This window comes from Peribacillus sp. RS7 (assembly GCF_041956845.1).
Classification (GTDB): domain Bacteria; phylum Bacillota; class Bacilli; order Bacillales; family DSM-1321; genus Peribacillus.
Genome location: NZ_CP168135.1, coordinates 1033892 through 1051613, shown reverse-complemented (window position 1 = coordinate 1051613; position 17722 = coordinate 1033892). Strand labels below are relative to the sequence as shown.

General features: G+C 40.4%; 18 protein-coding genes. 12 read left to right on the top strand and 6 right to left on the bottom strand.

Annotated features, from left to right (window positions below):
- Positions 1 to 761 precede the first annotated feature (761 nt).
- Together ACDZ29_RS05425 and ACDZ29_RS05420 are read left to right on the top strand one after the other, a co-directional pair.
- Positions 762 to 956, top strand: a complete 195-nt coding sequence (locus tag ACDZ29_RS05425; protein WP_061464872.1) for a hypothetical protein — start codon at positions 762 to 764, stop codon at positions 954 to 956.
- Between the two features lie 213 nt (positions 957 to 1169).
- Positions 1170 to 1619 (top strand): YfmQ family protein, encoded by a 450-nt coding sequence (locus tag ACDZ29_RS05420; RefSeq protein ID WP_375090242.1) that lies wholly within the window; start codon positions 1170 to 1172, stop codon positions 1617 to 1619.
- A 354-nt stretch (positions 1620 to 1973) separates the two neighbouring features.
- Here the strand turns inward: ACDZ29_RS05420 and ACDZ29_RS05415 are convergent, their stop codons facing one another.
- From ACDZ29_RS05415 to ACDZ29_RS05405, 3 genes are all read right to left on the bottom strand, one after another.
- Positions 1974 to 2828: a MurR/RpiR family transcriptional regulator gene (locus ACDZ29_RS05415; protein WP_375090241.1), complete on the bottom strand. Its 855-nt coding sequence runs from the start codon at positions 2826 to 2828 to the stop codon at positions 1974 to 1976.
- Positions 2829 to 2975: 147 nt separating this feature from the next.
- Positions 2976 to 3668 carry an N-acetylmannosamine-6-phosphate 2-epimerase gene (locus ACDZ29_RS05410; protein WP_375091105.1) on the bottom strand — a complete coding sequence of 231 codons (693 nt, stop codon included), beginning with the start codon at positions 3666 to 3668 and terminating at the stop codon, positions 2976 to 2978.
- A 31-nt stretch (positions 3669 to 3699) separates the two neighbouring features.
- The gene (locus tag ACDZ29_RS05405; RefSeq protein ID WP_289334303.1) at positions 3700 to 5235 is read right to left on the bottom strand and encodes a maltose/glucose-specific PTS transporter subunit IIC; all 1536 of its coding nucleotides are present in this window, start codon (positions 5233 to 5235) and stop codon (positions 3700 to 3702) included.
- 337 nt (positions 5236 to 5572) lie between these two features.
- On the opposite strand from ACDZ29_RS05405, the gene ACDZ29_RS05400 reads away from it, so the two are divergent.
- The 9 genes from ACDZ29_RS05400 (at position 5573) to ACDZ29_RS05360 (ending at position 15629) form a co-directional block, all read left to right on the top strand.
- Positions 5573 to 5941, top strand: a complete 369-nt coding sequence (locus tag ACDZ29_RS05400) for a DUF2294 domain-containing protein (protein ID WP_370016368.1) — start codon at positions 5573 to 5575, stop codon at positions 5939 to 5941.
- A gap of 197 nt (positions 5942 to 6138) precedes the next feature.
- Positions 6139 to 7185 carry an ABC transporter substrate-binding protein gene (locus ACDZ29_RS05395; protein ID WP_289314959.1) on the top strand — a complete coding sequence of 349 codons (1047 nt, stop codon included), beginning with the start codon at positions 6139 to 6141 and terminating at the stop codon, positions 7183 to 7185.
- Positions 7186 to 7206: 21 nt separating this feature from the next.
- Positions 7207 to 8136 (top strand): nucleoside hydrolase, encoded by a 930-nt coding sequence (locus ACDZ29_RS05390; RefSeq protein WP_375090239.1) that lies wholly within the window; start codon positions 7207 to 7209, stop codon positions 8134 to 8136.
- 24 nt (positions 8137 to 8160) lie between these two features.
- Positions 8161 to 8982, top strand: a complete 822-nt coding sequence (locus tag ACDZ29_RS05385; protein WP_289314961.1) for an ABC transporter permease — start codon at positions 8161 to 8163, stop codon at positions 8980 to 8982.
- A gap of 6 nt (positions 8983 to 8988) precedes the next feature.
- Positions 8989 to 9777, top strand: a complete 789-nt coding sequence (locus ACDZ29_RS05380) for an ABC transporter permease (protein WP_289326414.1) — start codon at positions 8989 to 8991, stop codon at positions 9775 to 9777.
- 15 nt (positions 9778 to 9792) lie between these two features.
- Positions 9793 to 10857, top strand: a complete 1065-nt coding sequence (locus ACDZ29_RS05375) for an ABC transporter ATP-binding protein (RefSeq protein WP_289314963.1) — start codon at positions 9793 to 9795, stop codon at positions 10855 to 10857.
- Between the two features lie 16 nt (positions 10858 to 10873).
- Positions 10874 to 12592, top strand: coding sequence for an adenine deaminase (locus ACDZ29_RS05370; RefSeq protein ID WP_375090237.1), 1719 nt, complete (start codon positions 10874 to 10876; stop codon positions 12590 to 12592).
- Positions 12593 to 12899: 307 nt separating this feature from the next.
- Positions 12900 to 13058: a hypothetical protein gene (locus tag ACDZ29_RS05365; RefSeq protein ID WP_375090235.1), complete on the top strand. Its 159-nt coding sequence runs from the start codon at positions 12900 to 12902 to the stop codon at positions 13056 to 13058.
- 666 nt (positions 13059 to 13724) lie between these two features.
- Entirely contained in the window at positions 13725 to 15629 is a 1905-nt protein-coding gene (locus ACDZ29_RS05360) for an endonuclease MutS2 (RefSeq protein WP_375090233.1), read from the top strand.
- A gap of 229 nt (positions 15630 to 15858) precedes the next feature.
- On the opposite strand, the gene ACDZ29_RS05355 is transcribed toward ACDZ29_RS05360, so the two are convergent.
- Entirely contained in the window at positions 15859 to 16035 is a 177-nt protein-coding gene (locus ACDZ29_RS05355) for a hypothetical protein (RefSeq protein WP_375090231.1), read from the bottom strand.
- Between the two features lie 92 nt (positions 16036 to 16127).
- Between ACDZ29_RS05355 and ACDZ29_RS05350 the strand changes: the two genes are divergently transcribed.
- Complete coding sequence (locus ACDZ29_RS05350) at positions 16128 to 16457, top strand: hypothetical protein (RefSeq protein ID WP_375090229.1); 330 nt, start codon at positions 16128 to 16130, stop codon at positions 16455 to 16457.
- A 73-nt stretch (positions 16458 to 16530) separates the two neighbouring features.
- Here the strand turns inward: ACDZ29_RS05350 and ACDZ29_RS05345 are convergent, their stop codons facing one another.
- Both ACDZ29_RS05345 and ACDZ29_RS05340 read right to left on the bottom strand, forming a co-directional pair.
- Positions 16531 to 16674, bottom strand: coding sequence for a hypothetical protein (locus ACDZ29_RS05345; RefSeq protein WP_289326407.1), 144 nt, complete (start codon positions 16672 to 16674; stop codon positions 16531 to 16533).
- A gap of 35 nt (positions 16675 to 16709) precedes the next feature.
- Complete coding sequence (locus tag ACDZ29_RS05340; RefSeq protein ID WP_375090227.1) at positions 16710 to 17675, bottom strand: DMT family transporter; 966 nt, start codon at positions 17673 to 17675, stop codon at positions 16710 to 16712.
- Positions 17676 to 17722 lie beyond the last annotated feature (47 nt).

Sequence of the window (17722 nt, the reverse complement as noted above, 5' to 3'; positions counted from 1 at the left end):
GAACGTAAGGTACGAGACTCCTGCGGGATGAGCACGTCCAAGGGAGACCCCGCAGGCTGCACCGAGTACGGATTAAAAAAACTGTAGGCAACTCCATTATTATCGAGTTTATCTACAGTGTGTAAGGTGCCGATCATGGCACATTCCTGTTGTCGACAAAAGAGGTTCCATCTATATGTTTAAAAAAAGTTGATTGGAACGTAAGGTACGAGACTCCTGCGGGAAAAGCGCGTCAAAGGGAGACCCCGCAGGCGCTTGCGCCGAGGAGGCTCCCGGACCGCCCGCGGAAAGCGAGTGCCTGGAGTGGAAATCAACATCTAAATTGTAACCATACCCGAGGAGTTGAAGGTGTTGTTTTGGGTCAGTTGGTTCAGGAACATCATTTGATGAAAGTTAGTTTTCCGAACCCCTTTTTTTGTCTTTTTCGAGGAAGCAAGTTAGGTCTGAGTTCCTGCAATACGTGGTATCTTAGCCATTTCTTCAGTGGCGCTTTGCACTTTTCTATGTATATGAACGAAAGAATTCAACAAGTGGATGGTGAAAATTTCACTTGATTGGATGGTCCGAAAATTTGCTGTTCTTTTATTATAGAGAAGTAGGCTTGTTCTAATTTATTTACTCAGTAAACACGAATCGCGAACTACTTGGACAATATAATTTTGACATCCAAATTAGGTAGTTACACTACGATATACGATGAGAATCGGAATAATTTGAAATGGTTCAAGGAAATAGATAATAATATTGGGAGGCGTTGAATCATGACGATAAGTGTAATATTAGTAGTAGCCATTAGTTTAGTTGCTCTGGTTGGCACCCTTTCATTAACGGGGAAGAGTGATAGTGATTATTCTGCAGCAACGAGAGGGAATTTGTTGAACCTTAGTTATATTTATATTGGTCTTGCCCTAGTATTAACTGTGGGCATCATCTACTTCGTAATAAAATTAGCCTAAGATACCACGTGAATGATTATTATAATAGTATATCAAAATGCATAGAAATATAGGCTTAATTGTATATAAAGGTCATGTTTTGTACGAGTGATTTACAAGACAAACTCTATTTGTGAAACCAAAAATGAAACGTTAATAGAAGTCACTTCAAAGAAAAACTGACCGCCTCTTTCATTTAATAATTAAATTATAACGTCGCGGAGATGATCAAAAATGACATTGCCTGTATTGATTTTGACAATTATCTTAAGCTTGCTTAAATTATTAGTTACCTGTCTTCCAACCGATGCAGTGAATTGGATTATGAGTAAATTTAAAATGCATTCAGAAATTAGTGACGCGAATGCAATCGTAACCTTTGATGAAAAACGTTTGGAAGGTGAAGACAAAATTCAAGTAATTAATTATTTTAACGAAGCTAAGTTTTTGAAAAAAAATCATATATTCCCAGGGAACGAGAAATTGTTTTTACATCCAGAGAACAGTGGGACTCCAATAATAATTGATACTAGAAGAGGGAAAAACGATGTTAGATTATTTGTGTACATTTACAACGACCACGTGGATGTGGTCAAACAGTTCAAGAATAAAGTAGTTGCGTATAGTCTTCTTTCCGAGAGCCTCCAAGAACAATCCATGCCAGTAATAAGGAATTTAGTTTAAAAGTAACAAAAAAAAAGATGTCTTTTAAAGTGAACTGCACCCCAATTGTTAGTAACATCTAACTAATTGGAGATGCAGTTTTTTTATATGATGAATAACGAAAATGACTTTCGGTCAGGTTCTGCTAATCAAACAAACTGATAACTTTCAGCCCTACCATGGATTTGCCCCGTTTTCTGCCAATCATAAAGCTGTAGTTGTACGGGCGCTGGGGGGGAGTCGTTTTATAAGAATATAATAAGGGTGAATCCAAATTTTGGGTATTGCAGCTGTATGTAGTCGTAATTGAAATCTCAAAAAATACCCAATGGATCTTGTATAATTCGTGTATGGTTTTAACGGATCGGCCGAAAGTCAGTCGGTCTCGGTTAATACCTTTAAAGTCTTTTCCCTGATGCTTATCCTGTTTTTATAATCTTTAGCAACCAACTCTGTATATATTAAATCGAAAAGTAATAGTAGTGGAAGCAATGGTGAGATGTTTTGTCCCATATGCAGGCTATTTTTGCTGGTGACCGATAGCGATATATCACCAAGCTGTGAGAGCTCGGAATTTTTATCACCAGTAAAAACCAAGATGCGCGAGCCTTGTGCCTTTGCGATTTTAACTGCGCGAATCACTTCTTTTGTTGTTCCGGAAATGGAAATGCCGATGACAACACTATTCTGGTCACTTAAAGCTGCGTCCATCATTGACTGGTGGGGATCTGTAATAGCCTCAACAGATAAGCCAATCCGGAAAAACTTGGATTTGAACTCCTGGGCGGCTAAACCCGAACTCCCTATTCCATATACATGTATCCTATTTGCCTGTGTAAGGAAAGATACCGCTTTCTGGATATCGTCATATGTGGTTATATGAAAGGTATTATCTATGATACCTAAGTGATCTTGGTACAGTTTAGCGAAATAATCCACCTGCTTGATGTCCTTCATATTTTTCGGTGTTTTTCGGAGATCCACGAACCTTTTTAACTCATGCCTGAACTCATTAAACCCAGAAAAGGCTAATTTTTGGCAGAAACGCGTAATCGTTGCAGGAGAAATATGAAGCTTTTTAGCTATTTGACTAATGGTTAACTGACTTACTTCTTCAGGGCGTTCCAGAATGTATTTGGCCAATTCTTCTTCTGTTTTGGTGAATTTGTCCATACTGCACTCAATGCCATATATGAGGTTTTCTGCTAGATATTCCATCTGATCACCCATTTCAAATTACTTATATGTATACCTTTTATAGTTTAATGTATCCATTAGGGACGTCAATAACCGGAACGGATGGCTACAGGAATATGAATCAAAAAAGAGACCCAAACTATTGCCAGTCTGGGTCATTTCATTACTATGTGCAATTTTCTATTCTTGGATAGCATCCACGAATCTTTTAGTGATTTGCTGCGGTCTGGTAATGGCACCGCCCACTACTACTGCATGGACATTCATATCCAATACAGAGCGGGCGATTTCTGGTGTTATGACATTTCCTTCAGCGATCACTTTCGCTTTTTTTACTGCTTTTACTATCTCTTTGAGCACAGCATAATCATCCTGATATATTTTTTGGCCAAATGTTTCGTTCGTATAGCCGTATAAAGTGGGTGCTACAATATCGAATCCTAACTGTTCGGCGTATACTGCTTCTTCTATGGTGGATACATCAGCCATTAGTAAAACATCCGGATATTTAGCTCTTATTTCGCAATAAAACTGTTTTAACGTTTTACCGTCCGGTCTTACCCGGGCTGTAGCATCCGTCGCAATGATTTCCGCTTTAGTTTCCATCAATGCATCAATTTCGGCCATGGTGGGAGTGATAAAGACATCATTCTGTCCATACACCTGTTTAATGATCCCTATGACAGGAAGGTTCACATTTTTCTTGATTTCCATTATGTCAGCTACGGAGTTTGCGCGAATGCACTTCGCACCGCCTTCTTTGGCAGCAATAGCCATGCGTCCCATAATAAAAGAGCTGTGCAGCGGCTCATTCTCCAATGCTTGACAAGATACAATTAAGCCTTTGTGAATTTGATCCAGCACCTGTTGCATGTTTAACACTTCCTTATCGTTATCTATGTTCTTAATGACCCAAGAATTCTTCCACTTCATTTTTGATGATCGTTACTTGGGGACCGTAAACTATTTGAATGCCATTCCCCTTTTTTACGACGCCTTTTGAACCGGTTTGTTTAATGACGTCCTCTTTCACCAATGATTCATCCTTTACCGTGACACGGAGACGGGTTGCACAGCAATCGACTATATCGATATTTTCCTGTCCGCCTAATCCATTAACGATGGTCTGGGTTCTCTCTGATGCCGTTACTTGTGTAACAGCGGCCTGTTCATCATCTTCACGGCCAACCACTTTTAAATTCTTCTTCCTGATCAAGAATTTAAAAGTGAAGTAGTATAGGAAAAACCATGGAATGCCGACGAGAAGTACATAAACCCAGTTTGTTTTACTGATACCCTGGAGAATCCCGAATAAAGTGAAATCAATAAATCCTCCAGAGAAGGTTTGACCGATTGTTATATTGAATATATCTGCCATCATGAAGGCAAGCCCGTCAAACAAGGCATGAAAAACATAAAGGATTGGGGCGACAAATAAGAAACTGAATTCAAGCGGTTCGGTAATGCCTGTTAAGAAAGATGTTAAGGCAGCTGAAAGAAGCAAACCGGCCACGACTTTCTTATTTTTAGGTTTAGCGCAGTGATAAATGGCCAGTGCAGCGCCTGGTAAACCAAACATCATCGTGATGAACCGCCCGGACATGAACCGGGAAACACCCTCATAGTACTTGACAGTAGTTGGATCGGCCAATTGCGCAAAGAAGATATTCTGAGTCCCGCTGACAATCTGCCCTTTAATCTCCATCGTCCCGCCTAAAGCTGTTTGCCAGAAGGGAAGGTAGAAAATATGATGCAACCCTAACGGCCCGAGCATCCGTAATATGAATCCGTAAAAGAAAGTCCCGATCGTACCTGTGCTCGTTACCAGCGCACCTAATTGGTTAATGAGAAGTTGGAAATAAGGCCATACGATAAAAAGCACGGCTCCAACCAAGATGGACGCGAAGGAAACGATGATTGGAATGAAACGGGAACCACCGAAAAACCCTAAAACTTGCGGAAGCTGAATTTTATTATATTTATTGTGCAGAAATGCAGCAGAGATACCTACTACGATACCGCCAAACACACCAGTCTCCAGTGTTTGGATCCCGACCGCCATTCCCTGTCCGGCACCTGCCAGATTCTCTTTGGCAAGTTCCCCGTTTATTAGAAGCAGTGCATTTATTGTACTGTTCATGACGAAGTAGCCGATCATGGCTGCAAGTGCAGCGGTCCCTTTATCCGAGCGTGCCAAGCCCACTGCAACACCTACGGCAAAAATAACCGGCAAGTTGCCGAATACGATGCTTCCTGCAGAACTCATGATCGTGAAAATGGCCTGCAGCCAAGCAAAGTCTAAAAAAGGATAGGCCTCAACTGTATTTGGATTAGAAAGAGCACCGCCAATTCCCAGCAATAAACCGGCCGCTGGCAAAACGGCAATCGGGAGCATAAAAGATTTACCGAACTGTTGCGCTTTCTCAAAAGCTTTCTTCATATTAATTCCTCCCTCATTTAACGAGCCCTTTGATACTCTCTATTTTTAATCGCTCTATACTAGCTATATTAAATCCTTGTGATAGCGTTTTCAATGCGATGCAAGGTTATATCAATGGTTTTCAATCTTGCGCTTATTTCTCTGAAAAAGTTTTCATTAATAGAAGTGCTGGCTTGGATATAAAGTTATATGAATATATTGAAATCCTCATTTGTTTATTTTTATAATTCGTGTATTGGTAAGTAAATGTACGTTTTTTATGAAAAAAAAGATTTTTTTGTACGAAATCCGAATATTATCTTGTGCAATTTTGAAAAAGTATATATAATTACCTCAAATGATAGTTTGGCAGGTGATAGTCATCTTACCGATAAACTCTAACGAAACGAAGAAATTGCTTTCTCATATGTATAATGAGGTATCGAAGGAATTGTTCGGCTTTGGTACGACTTTGCTAAAGGTTACCATTGAGAAGAATGTGATTACATTTCAGGCCAAACATCGACGTGCCCCGCGCTCTGAAGCTTTAGAGGGTGAAGTTCCCAGCCTGAAGCAGGAAGTTGACTTCCATATGTCACTGCTTTATAAAAAGAAACTGAGACAAAAGTTGGAAACGCAAACGGATTGGGATATTGAAGCCGTCCTGAGGGATTATGACTCAGCGACGCAGCTGGCATTCACCAATATTGTATTGAAGGAAAATTAATATAATCATATAAATGGATTTCCACTCGGATTTATCTGGAGGGAACGCCACAATAGAACCAAATGATAAGTTTTATCTTTGTTTACAAAGAAAAGACAATCTTGGGTAGAATTTCAATTCTATTTAAGATTGTCTTTTTTTACATTTATATCAGTAAAAAGGAAATTTTAAACAATATGAAAGTGGAGGTTTGAATGATGAAAAAAATGATTAGCGTATTGATGGTGTTATCCCTTTTCACATTTGTTTTAGCTGCATGCTCTTCAAAGGAGGATGGCAAGAAAAAACCAGCCAAATTAGTCGTTTCCACTTGGGGATTCGCTGATGATTTCTTCCGGCCGGAAGTCTACGCACCATTTGAAAAGAAGCATAATGTCGAGATTGTCGTTGATTCAGGAAATAATGCTGATCGACTGAACAAGGTACGCCAAGCGAATAGTGATGTGGATGTTATCTATTTATCCGACTACTATGCACAGCAGGGCATCGATGAAGGCTTATTTGAAAAAATTGACCACAGTAAAATTCCGAATATTGATAATATATACGACAAAGCAAAAGCACCAAATGGAGAGGACTTTGGACCAGCCTATACCATTGCACAATTTGGCATTGCTTATAATCCCGATGAAGTGAATAAGCCAATTACGTCTTGGAAAGATCTTTGGAGCAAGGATTTGGCAGGGAAGATAACGATCCCGTCAATCACATCAACAACTGGACCGATGTTTTTGGATGCCGCTTCAAAAGTCAGCGGAAGTAAAGAGTTTAATGAAGATAAAGCCTTTGATCAAATGAAAAAGATCATGCCGAATGCGGTAAAGGAATATGGGCAAACCTCTGAGTTCGTAAACATGTTCTCGCAAGGGGAAATTGCTGCAGGCCCGATCATGGAAATGTATTTTGGCGATTTACAGGAAGCTGTTCCTCAAGCTAAGTTCATTTCACCTGAAGAAGGCGGTTACGCAGTGATGAATACGGTGAATATTGTAAAAGCCAGTGATCAAAAAGAATTGGCCGGGGAATTCATGAATTACATCTTAAGCAAGGAAGTTCAGGAAAAATCAGCGAAAGCGAAAGTGGATTCTCCTGTCAATACCGAAGTCAAGCTCTCTAAAACGGAAGCGAAAGGCTTAACATATGGGGATGACGTCATTAGCAGCTTGCGTGTGTTAGATATGAAGTTTGTAAATCAAGAATCTAAACAATGGATCGACCGTTGGAATCGTGAACTTACACACTAAGAAAAAAAAGAGGTGTGCTTGATGAAGAAAAAAATGATTCTTGATGTGGATACTGGAATAGATGATGCGATCGGGATCATTCTTGCTGTTAAAAGCCGTCAATTCGACATATTGGCGATTACGACAGTGAACGGAAATGTATCACTTGATACGGCCACACTGAATACATGCAAAATATTGGATTTATTGAATGAACAGGACATTTCAGTCATAAAGGGGGCAGATAGCCCAATTATCAGGAGACCCTTTTTTGAACACCGGATCCATGGCGAAGACGGGATTGGCGGTGCCTTGAAGGATGTGCCGGTCAAAAAGCAGCCTGATGATGGATTTGCTTCTGATTTCATCATCAATTCCATTTTGAATTTTCCTGATGAAGTGACGCTTGTCATGACGGGACCTCTTACGAATTTGGCATTAGCGGTGAAAAAATGTCCGCAAATCACCAAGCTTGTTAAAGAAGTCATTTTCATGGGCGGTGTTGTACAAGGGGTTGGCAATGTCACGCCAACTTCTGAATATAACACGTATGTCGATCCTGAAGCAGCCAAAATCGTCTTACAGGCGGGATTCGAATCGATCACGCAAGTTGGTCTTGATGTCACGAGAAAGGTTCTATTGGATGAAGACCATATCCAATTGATCCAAAACGATGCACTTGCTGACTATATAAGCGAAAGTACATCCGATTATCGGAAAAGGTATTTTGAACGTAACGGTATATGGGCTTGTGCGATGCATGATCCATTAGCTGTAGCCATTGCTTTGCAAAATGATCTTGTCACTAGAGAAGAATATTATGTGGATGTAGAAACAAAAAGTGAAATTTGTGACGGACAGATGGTTTGCGACTTTCAAAATAGGCTGAATAAGCCGCCAAATGCGCATGTTTGTCTTGACGTGAATGCGGAAGCGTTTTTCGACCTGTTTATTCGCATAATCAATTCATAAATAATACGAACAGGGGGTTCCGAGGTGAAAAAACGCTATCTATACCTGTTGCTGTTGCCAGGGGTTCTATTTTTAACGATATTCATGATCATTCCAATCCTATTGACGATTGGCACGACATTTTTTACTGAAAGCGGCTTTTCCATACAAGGATATCTCGATTTTTTCAAAGATCGATACTTTATTGAAATACTGCTCACGACACTTAGGGTGAGTCTGTTCACGACCATCATTTGCATTCTATTAGGATTTCCAGCAGCTTATTATATTTCAAAACTGAAACAACGAAAAAAAGCGATCATGCTTTTACTGACGATCTTTCCGCTATTGACAAGCCCTGTGGTTCGCTCATTCAGCTGGATGGTGATTATCGGTAAAAACGGCGTGGTGAATAAATTGCTTATGGGCATGGGCCTGATTGAAAAGCCGCTTGATATTTTATACACACCTACTGCAATCATCATCGGATTGGTCCATTTATTCCTGCCATTGATCATCGTGACGCTGGTGGGAGTGATGGAGAACATCGAGACGGATTTATTAAAAGCGGCGGAGAGCCTTGGTGCGTCAAGATTGGCAGTATTCTCAAAAGTGATCATTCCGCTTTCGGTTCCAGGTTTGGTCATTGGCAGCATCCTTGTTTTTGTAGGGAGCTTCACTGCCTATACGACGCCTGCTTTACTAGGTGGGAAACAGCGGGTCATTTCGACATTTCTTTATCAAAACGCCATTACATTGAACGAATGGCAAGTGGCATCGATTGTCGCCACCATCATGATTGCCGTGACCGTTCTAATCATATCGATCATGAATGGTTTGGCAAAAAAATTAAATCCAAAGGGGTAGAGGTGTATGCAGGAAAAAAATCGAGGATTGGCCCTGTTTACTCTCCTGGTGTTTCTCTTTTTACTAGGGCCTTTGCTTATCATATCCGTTACGTCATTTGAAGGCGGAAATATTTTGAAATTCCCGCCGGAAGAGTTTTCTTTAAGGTGGTACGAAAATATTTTTAATGTGGAAATGTTTTTGGTCGCTTTTAAAACTTCCATCCTTGTTTCACTCGGAGGCAATCTTTTGGCACTGTTACTGGGAGTGCCAGCTGCCTATGCATTGAGCCGATATGATTTTAAAGGGAAAAGCGTGATTAATGCATTTTTCGTTTCGCCAATATTAATTCCGGGAATTGTGCTGGGCTTTGCATTTTTACGTTATATTGTCGGAACTTATCAGCTTCCGATATATGCGGCCCTGTTTGTTGGACATACTGTTATCATGCTGCCGTTCATCATCCGTGTGATTTCTTCAAGCTTATCAAACTTTGACTTTTCCATTGAAGAAGCGGCGGAGAGTCTCGGAGCCAGTAAATTGGGGACATTCTTTACAGTCGTCCTCCCGAATATAAAATCAGGAATTCTAGCGGCAGTCATGATCGCCTTCTTGGAATCCTTCAATAATGTAGACATTTCAGTTTATATGACAGGCCCTGGGGTAAGTACGTTTCCGATCCAGATGCTGACGTATGTAGAGAACTACTTCGATCCTACCATTTCGGCCATTTCCGTATTACTCATGTTCATAACGGCTTTCTTCATGTTTATAGTAGAACGGCTCATGGGCTTGTCTTATTTCACAAAACGATAAAGGAGGTAATGATGGATGGCTTTATTCACTTTACAAGATATATCTGTAGCTTATAACAAACAGAATATATTAAAGGATTTCAATCTTGAGATAGAAAAAGGGAAACTGGTATCCCTTCTTGGCCCGAGCGGCTGTGGGAAAACGACGACCCTGCGTTTAATTGCCGGGTTTTTACAGGCGAACGAAGGGAAGTTTTTATTTAAGGAAAAGGACTATACGAAAGTGCCCGTAAACAAGCGGAATTTTGGCTTTGTGTTCCAAAACTATGCATTATTCCCGCATTTGTCGATATTCGATAATATTGCATTCGGTCTCCGCCTTAGAAAGAATTCAAAAAGTGAAATTGAAAAAAAAGTGATGAATGTGCTCGAAATCGTTAATTTAAAAGGATTTGAAAAGAGATATCCCCAAGAGCTTTCCGGAGGCCAAAAGCAGCGGGTTGCGATTGCCAGGGCATTGGTGATTGAGCCGGACATCCTATTATTCGACGAGCCATTGAGTAATCTTGATGCGAACTTAAGGGTGAATATGAGAGTCGAGATTCGTCGTATCCAGCAAGAGCTGGGTATTACGACTGTGTATGTCTCCCATGACCAGGAAGAATGCTTTTCGATATCCGATCAGGTAGCGATCATGAATAAAGGGATCATCGAGCAGCTTAGTGACCCTGCCACCATTTACAAATATCCTGAAACCAAATTTGTCGCAGACTTCATCGGTTTTAAGAACTTCATTGAGTTTGATAAGCGGACGGATCATGAAGGCAAAATTGAACTGAATAAGTCTGGCTACTCATTTGTGCTGCACAAGGATGCACAGATGACCAATTCGACTGGAAAAATAGGCGCCATCAGACCGGACGATCTGTTGATTAGGGAAAAAGACAATGTTGGAGCGGTTCTGGAAAATAGTTTATCAGGCCGGGTTAAGGTAAGTACGTATCTGGGAAGAAGCTATCAATATGTCGTTGAAACGCCAATAGGGGATTTCACTGTGAACAAGGAAATGACGGAATCCTACCGGACGGGTCAGGAAATCATCCTTGAAATTCCGAGAAACCAGATGGTGCTTGTTGACTAGCTTAGGAGGGTAAGTTATGCGAATGGATATGCTTGTAAGAGATATCAACGTGTTTAACAGCTATTTTAAAAGATTCATTAAAGGGAATGCAGCCATCAAGGATGGAAAGTTCTATTATATTGGAGAACGGGAATTGGATGCCTTCGAGCCGGATAGAATCGTCGATGGACAGGGGAAGTATATGGTTCCAGGTCTGATCGATATCCATCTCCACATTGAAAGTACAATGGTCACGCCGGCCACGTTTTCCTACGGGTTAATTAAAAACGGCGTGACGACGATCGTGCCGGAACCGCATGAAATGGCCAATGTTTTCGGAATTTCCGGTGTGAAGGAAATGATCAAAGCGAGTAAAGATTGCGTAGCGGATATGTTTTATGCCATCCCGAGTTCTGTTCCTGCGACATCGATGGAAACGACAGGCGGTTCTATCGAAATAGGCGACATAGATGAATTGATGCAAACAGAGGACATTATATGCCTCGGCGAGATCATGAATTACTATGAGGTCATATCCGACCCGGATTGCAAGACGAACCGGATCTTGTCCCATATCCGTTCCCGCTATCCAAATCTGATCATAGAGGGGCACGTTCCAAAGCTGCTCGACTTGGACTTGCAAAAGATTATTTATGCCGGAGTGAATTCAGATCATACACACCAGACCGTGGAAGGGATGGATGCGAGGATCGCAGCCGGAATGTTTATTGAGATTCAAGAAAAATCAATGACTGAAGAAGTGATCGAGTACTTGAAGGAAAAGCAGGTGGATGAGCATTTCTGCTTTGTCACCGATGACGTCATGACCGACTCTTTCCAAAAAAGAGGACACCTGAATGTCCTTTTGAAGAAAGCCATTCAAATGGGCATGTCCCCGGAAAAAGCCATCTATGCATGCACATATACACCTGCACAGCGGATGAGGATGTATGACCGCGGCGCCATTGCGCCAGGAAAAGCGGCAGATTTTCTACTTGTATCCAACTTGGAAACATTTGATATTGAACAAGTATACAAAAAAGGCGAGCTAGTCTATGAATCTTCCCGGCCATATGTGCAAGAAGTGAAGGAAAGGCAATTTCCTGAGCATTTCTATCAAAGTGTGAAACTAGCGGAACTTACTGAAAACGATTTTAACATCCCAATTTCAGACAAGCATGGACACAGCAAGTGCCGGATTATCAACGTGCAGAATGGTTCCACTTTCACAACGGAAACCCATGATTTTATTGATGGGAAGAATGGTGAATTATGCTGGGAAGAAAGCCCTTATGGTTTAATCGCAACATTCGAGCGATACGGGAAAAACGGCAACAGGGCGCACGGGTTAATCGCCGGCGATGTTTTGAAGCGGGGAGCGGTTGCCACAACCTATTCGCATGATAACCATAATCTTTTGGTGATTGGCCATAACAAGCAGGATATGCTGCTTGCCGCTAACGAAGTGATAAAGAAGCAAGGCGGAGTCTGTTGCGTAGAAGATGGCAAGGTCCTATCCATGATACCTCTTCCTGTAGGGGGCATCCTTTCCGAAGAGCCAATGGACATCGTATCCGAACAGGTTCAGCACCTGACAGATGCACTTAAATCGTTAGGCTACGAACATTATAATGTCATCATGTCATTAAGCACCTTATCGCTTCCTGTCAGCCCAGCCCTGAAAATAACCGACCATGGATTGATCAACGTGAATGAAGGGAAAATAGTCCCTCTCATAATGAATGATGAAGCTTAAACTGCAAAGGGGATTATCCAATGGATAATCCCCTATTCTTAATGACTTACAGGACGGACTCATTTCGTCATTACGTATCATATGTCTAGTTACTTAGGAGATATTGTTCAAATGTTAGCTGCACTTTTAAATAAAGGGAATTAATCTACTCTAGAGTAGAAGGGGGAGAATACATCCTCTAATATTTGTTTACATATATTTTCCATAATGTGAAAGATATGATAAAATAGAGGGACAACTGAGGATAGAGTGGAAGGTCACAGTTTTGCTTTTCCATCTAATTATAGATGGGGAAGGAGGTGACCTCATGATTCATTTCTTATTGAACTTAATTGCAGATATGGGTAAAGAGATAATTGTTGCTGTAGCAACCAGTCTAATCCTGTCTGTGTTCGCCAAGAAAATGAAAAAGAACCACTCATCCTCCCAAGATGGCAATGGTTCTTCTTCTGATTCTTCTGATTAAGAGTTATTAGTTGTGACCAACCACTCTTGCTAGTTGTCAGCCTCATGTTAGCGCATGGGGCTGTTTTTAGTTTATGTTAATATAAGGATAACATACCCAAATTTTAAAGTAAATATTCAGACACTGAAAAGGGGAGTTACTGAAGCATTATGGCTGTTAAAGCCAATATCCCCTTTTGCTTTACATGAATGGATTCGAAGGACGGCAAAAAAATGAATTGACTCTTTCTTACTGATATGGTATATTAATTCCAATCTAAGAAAAGGTGTGGTGTTTTATGTCGGGAGTAGGTATCAACTAATTTAGTTGAATAAGGTATTTAATCACTGATTGGTCAGTGGATTAAGTATGCCTTTTTTCACAGTGTAATTATGCATTGTGAATACCTACCTTAAGACTGCTTCCTTTTCCATAAATCGTGTAACATGTAGGTGTTACGACGAAAAGCATGGTGGGATTTGTCCTATCATGCTTTTTTGTGTACGCAGGTCTATTCGAGCTGCCTTATTTGTTAACGATTTTAGGTCCTTATCTATAGATAAGACCGATGCCCGCAGGAGCTTTCTACTCAAATGGCTTGTTCATTTGTAAAGGTAGGGGGACCATTGCGGGCATTTTTTGGATTCGGGAATTTTAATCACTCACTCATTCAAGGGGGATCATTAGATGAATACAATGACTTATGAAAAATTACAATATATCCAACTCAAGGAAATGGTGAAAAACCATTGCGTAAGCGGTTTAGGAAAAGCATTATTGGATCAGCTTAAGCCTAGCAGCAATTTGAAGGTCGTTAAAAATCGTTTGAACGAGACTACGGAGGCTAGGAACTTACTGAATGCGGAAAGCCATATTCCCTTAAAAGGAATTTCACATATTGGCCTCCATATCGACAAACTGGAAAAAGGAATGATTTTGGAGCCGTCAGAGTTAGTGGCGATAGCAGACTTCTTAAGAGGCTGCAGGAATATCAAGAAATTCATGACCGATAAAGAGTTCTTTGCACCAACACTGCATTCCTACGCCCGCTCCATGACTGAATTCAGGAGCATTGAAGAAGAAATCCAATTCACCATCAAAGGAAATGCTGTTGTTTCCGAAGCCAGCAAGGATCTTAAACGGATCAGGAACCAAATCATCAAGACAGAAGGTAAAATAGAGGAACGACTGAATAAGTTCTTGAAGAGCGGAGCCAATAAAGAGTTCATTCAGGAATTTTTCATCAGTAAAAAGGATGATCGCTACACCATCCCGATCAAAGCCTCCTATAAAAATCAAGTGGCTGGAACTATTGTGGAAGTATCTGCAAAAGGGGCTACCGTGTTCATTGAACCTGCCTCGGTAACGAAATTGAATGTAGAATTGGCCAGTTTAAAAGCGGAGGAATCGATGGAAGAGTATCAACTTTTGGCCACATTATCCGGAACGGTTTTCGAACAGCTGAAACCGATCAAGATAAACATCGAGTTAATCAGTCAATATGACATGATCTTCGCAAAAGCCAAGTTCAGTAAAAGCATGGATGCCATCGAACCGAAAATCAATGATCATGGTTATATTAAATTAAAGGGCTGTAAACATCCCCTTTTGCCGCAAGACAGCGTACCTTTGGATTTTGAAATCGGTAGGGACTATCGCAGCTTGATTATTACCGGCCCTAATGCCGGGGGTAAAACGGTCGTCCTGAAAACGATCGGCATCCTTACATTGGCCGTCATGTCAGGACTGCATGTTGCCGGGAAAGAGGGGACGGAGCTTGCCGTCTTCGATCAGGTATTCGTCGATATCGGTGATAACCAAAGCATTGAAAATGCACTGAGCACATTTTCGTCGCATATGAAAAACATCTCGGAAATCATGGGGGCATTAACCAATAACTCATTGCTGCTGTTCGATGAAATCGGGAGCGGAACGGAACCGAATGAAGGCGCCGCGTTAGCAATTGCCATCCTTGAGGAATTTTATCAGAGGGGCTGCATTACCGTTGCGACGACCCATTATGGTGAAATCAAGCGCTATTCGGAAATACACAGTGATTTCATGAATGCGGCCATGCAATTCAATAGTGAAACACTTGAGCCAAAGTATAAGCTGTTGATCGGTCAATCCGGGGAAAGCAATGCCTTGTGGATAGCGAAGAAAATGAATGTGCGTGAAAAGGTTTTGCAAAAGGCAAAGCTATATATCGACAATAAAGACTATGACCTGGAGTGTGTCCAGGAAGGTAAAATCAAAAAAGCGAAGCCAGCGGCCGTTCCTAAGGAGGCATCGTATGAATATGAAGTCGGCGACAAAGTGAAGGTAAGCGAACTGAATGGATATGGGATCGTTTATAAGAAAAAGGATTCATACAATAATGTCACCGTTCTTATCGAAGATACCTTCAAGGAGGTTCATGCCAATAGGCTGGAGCTTGAAATAAAGGCCATCGATTTATATCCTGAAGGCTATGATCTCAATTCCCTATTTGTCAGTTACAAAGAAAGGAAATTGAACCACGACCTTGACAGGGGATCAAAAAAGGCGCTAAAGAATGTAGCAGCGGATATACGGAAGAAACTTGGTGAATGACCGATAATTAATGAAATGGTATTTGGAGGTTGTAAAAAAACGACATCGGCAGGGTATGAGTTCTGTTTTAACAGGGCTCATACCCTTTAATTTTGTCTTACTTTCTCGTGTGAAGAAGGAAGGATTAGGCTCTAGACGCAGATATAAAAGGTATAAACAATCAAAATCAATTAGAGTTGAAAGATAAAATAAGAAAGGGATACATACATCATCTGAAAGGTTGTTAGTATCACCTAGGTGTGACATATTCATTTAAATCAACATTAGTTGAAATTCCTTCTATTTTTTCTGTAGCCAATACATTTTCAAGTATGGGTTCTTCGCTTGCAAAACCACTTATAGATGTTAGTGAACTGCACAATAACATTAAAACTGTTAGTATAGATACCTTCTTAAAGAATGACATTTTACTCCCCCTTTAGTAAATTATTTAACCCATAAAATCTCAGAAATTGGAGCTTCCTTTTTCAGGGTAAACTGGTATTCCAAATATATAGAATGATAATCACATATTTACTTACCCTTGTTTTCACATTAAACTATTTTTTTTTGTTCGTGGGTTCCAAAAATGACCAGTGTAATTTCAGAAATGAAACGGATCTCCGCGGAAGCGATGTCACCGTCCTTTTCGAAGATACCTTCAAGGAGGTTCACGCCAATAAGCTCGAGCTTGAAATAAAGGCCGTCGATTTATACCCTGAAGGCTATGATCTCAATACTTTATTTGTCAGTTACAAAGAAAGGAAATTGAACCACGACCTTGACAGGGGATCAAAAAAGGCGCTAAAGAATGTAGCAGCGGATATACGGAAGAAACTTGGTGAATAGTACGATCATCTAATATGCAAAAAAGCCTCTCTAAATGAGAGGCTTTTTTGCGTTGTATTGCCAAAAGTCTATTTTATTGAGTTCTTTTATTTCTATCATTATATAGATTGATTAATTCTGCATTTTGCTCATTCATTTTTTTCACATTCTTATTAATCGTTGCCAATTCCCATAGTACAGCTAATCCAAAGATTAGCATAAGCGTTAATAAATCCATTGTTGCCCTCCTATTGATGTTTTGTACCTTTATGTTTAAACGATTCTCTTTACTTTCCTTGGATTCAATTCCTCAACTTGGGAAGGCGAGTTTTTTCTTTGATAATAATTGTTTTGAATCAATGCATATATCACTAAAAAAGTTCCCAGTAATTCGAATGATGATAGTGATCCTCCTTGGATGAAAACGATGGCCAACGTGGTTATTGGCACTAAATTAATAAATAGGATTCCATTGATCGGCGTTAAAAGTTTTATGCCTAAATTCCAGCTTAAAAGGGCTATGGCACCGGGGAAAATAATCATGAAAATCATTTCGCCATAAATGGATTGCATAACCTCTGCTGTAGGGACAGACAGGCCCAGTACACTTGCAAATAATGTAATGATTCCTGATACCGAAGTTCCTAAAATACATGTTAAAGTCGAATAGCGGAGTGTTGACCATCCATTGAATTGGTTGCCGCCCATCGTATATATAACCCAGCCGATAACCCCGATGAGAATGAAAAGTAGAGGAATGATGCTATCTTTCAATGATAATAGGAATGATAATTTGCCACTTGTAATGACAAGAATGGCCCCAATTAAGGCAAGGAGCATACTGGCGATGTTATATTTCATGGGTTTGGAATTTTTGAAAACCCACATTATTAAAATTGAGATCATGGGCATTAATGATTCCATGATGGAAGCAACAATTACCCCGTTATGTCCCAGTAAGTCCTGACCTGCGAAAATGAGAAAGTTATATACTGTAAAAGCCATCGTTCCGAAAAACAATAAACTCTTTCCTTGCCCTTCCAGCTTAAATGACTCCTTCCCCTCTTTCATTAAAAGTAATATCCCTAAAATTACGCTAACAGCTAAATATCGCAAAAAAGAGAAATAAAAAGGATCAATATACATTAATGCCCTTTCTGCAACTGGAAACATGGCTCCCCAGGAAATACTGGCTGTCAAACATAAAAGTGCACCGATTAAAACTTGATTTTTTTTCATAAAAGCTTCCCCTCAAAAAATAATGATTGATTAAATTCCTATACACA

Bases quoted from the DNA above. Each gene is read 5' to 3' on its own strand.
- ACDZ29_RS05425 (WP_061464872.1), top strand. From the start codon at position 762: ATGACGATAAGTGTAATATTAGTAGTAGCCATTAGTTTAGTTGCTCTG.
- ACDZ29_RS05420 (WP_375090242.1), top strand. From the start codon at position 1,170: ATGACATTGCCTGTATTGATTTTGACAATTATCTTAAGCTTGCTTAAA.
- ACDZ29_RS05415 (WP_375090241.1), bottom strand. From the start codon at position 2,828: ATGGGTGATCAGATGGAATATCTAGCAGAAAACCTCATATATGGCATT.
- ACDZ29_RS05410 (WP_375091105.1), bottom strand. From the start codon at position 3,668: ATGCAACAGGTGCTGGATCAAATTCACAAAGGCTTAATTGTATCTTGT.
- ACDZ29_RS05405 (WP_289334303.1), bottom strand. From the start codon at position 5,235: ATGAAGAAAGCTTTTGAGAAAGCGCAACAGTTCGGTAAATCTTTTATG.
- ACDZ29_RS05400 (WP_370016368.1), top strand. From the start codon at position 5,573: ATGATAGTTTGGCAGGTGATAGTCATCTTACCGATAAACTCTAACGAA.
- ACDZ29_RS05395 (WP_289314959.1), top strand. From the start codon at position 6,139: ATGAAAAAAATGATTAGCGTATTGATGGTGTTATCCCTTTTCACATTT.
- ACDZ29_RS05390 (WP_375090239.1), top strand. From the start codon at position 7,207: ATGAAGAAAAAAATGATTCTTGATGTGGATACTGGAATAGATGATGCG.
- ACDZ29_RS05380 (WP_289326414.1), top strand. From the start codon at position 8,989: ATGCAGGAAAAAAATCGAGGATTGGCCCTGTTTACTCTCCTGGTGTTT.
- ACDZ29_RS05375 (WP_289314963.1), top strand. From the start codon at position 9,793: ATGGCTTTATTCACTTTACAAGATATATCTGTAGCTTATAACAAACAG.
- ACDZ29_RS05370 (WP_375090237.1), top strand. From the start codon at position 10,874: ATGCGAATGGATATGCTTGTAAGAGATATCAACGTGTTTAACAGCTAT.
- ACDZ29_RS05365 (WP_375090235.1), top strand. From the start codon at position 12,900: ATGATTCATTTCTTATTGAACTTAATTGCAGATATGGGTAAAGAGATA.
- ACDZ29_RS05360 (WP_375090233.1), top strand. From the start codon at position 13,725: ATGAATACAATGACTTATGAAAAATTACAATATATCCAACTCAAGGAA.
- ACDZ29_RS05355 (WP_375090231.1), bottom strand. From the start codon at position 16,035: ATGTCATTCTTTAAGAAGGTATCTATACTAACAGTTTTAATGTTATTG.
- ACDZ29_RS05350 (WP_375090229.1), top strand. From the start codon at position 16,128: ATGATAATCACATATTTACTTACCCTTGTTTTCACATTAAACTATTTT.
- ACDZ29_RS05345 (WP_289326407.1), bottom strand. From the start codon at position 16,674: ATGGATTTATTAACGCTTATGCTAATCTTTGGATTAGCTGTACTATGG.
- ACDZ29_RS05340 (WP_375090227.1), bottom strand. From the start codon at position 17,675: ATGAAAAAAAATCAAGTTTTAATCGGTGCACTTTTATGTTTGACAGCC.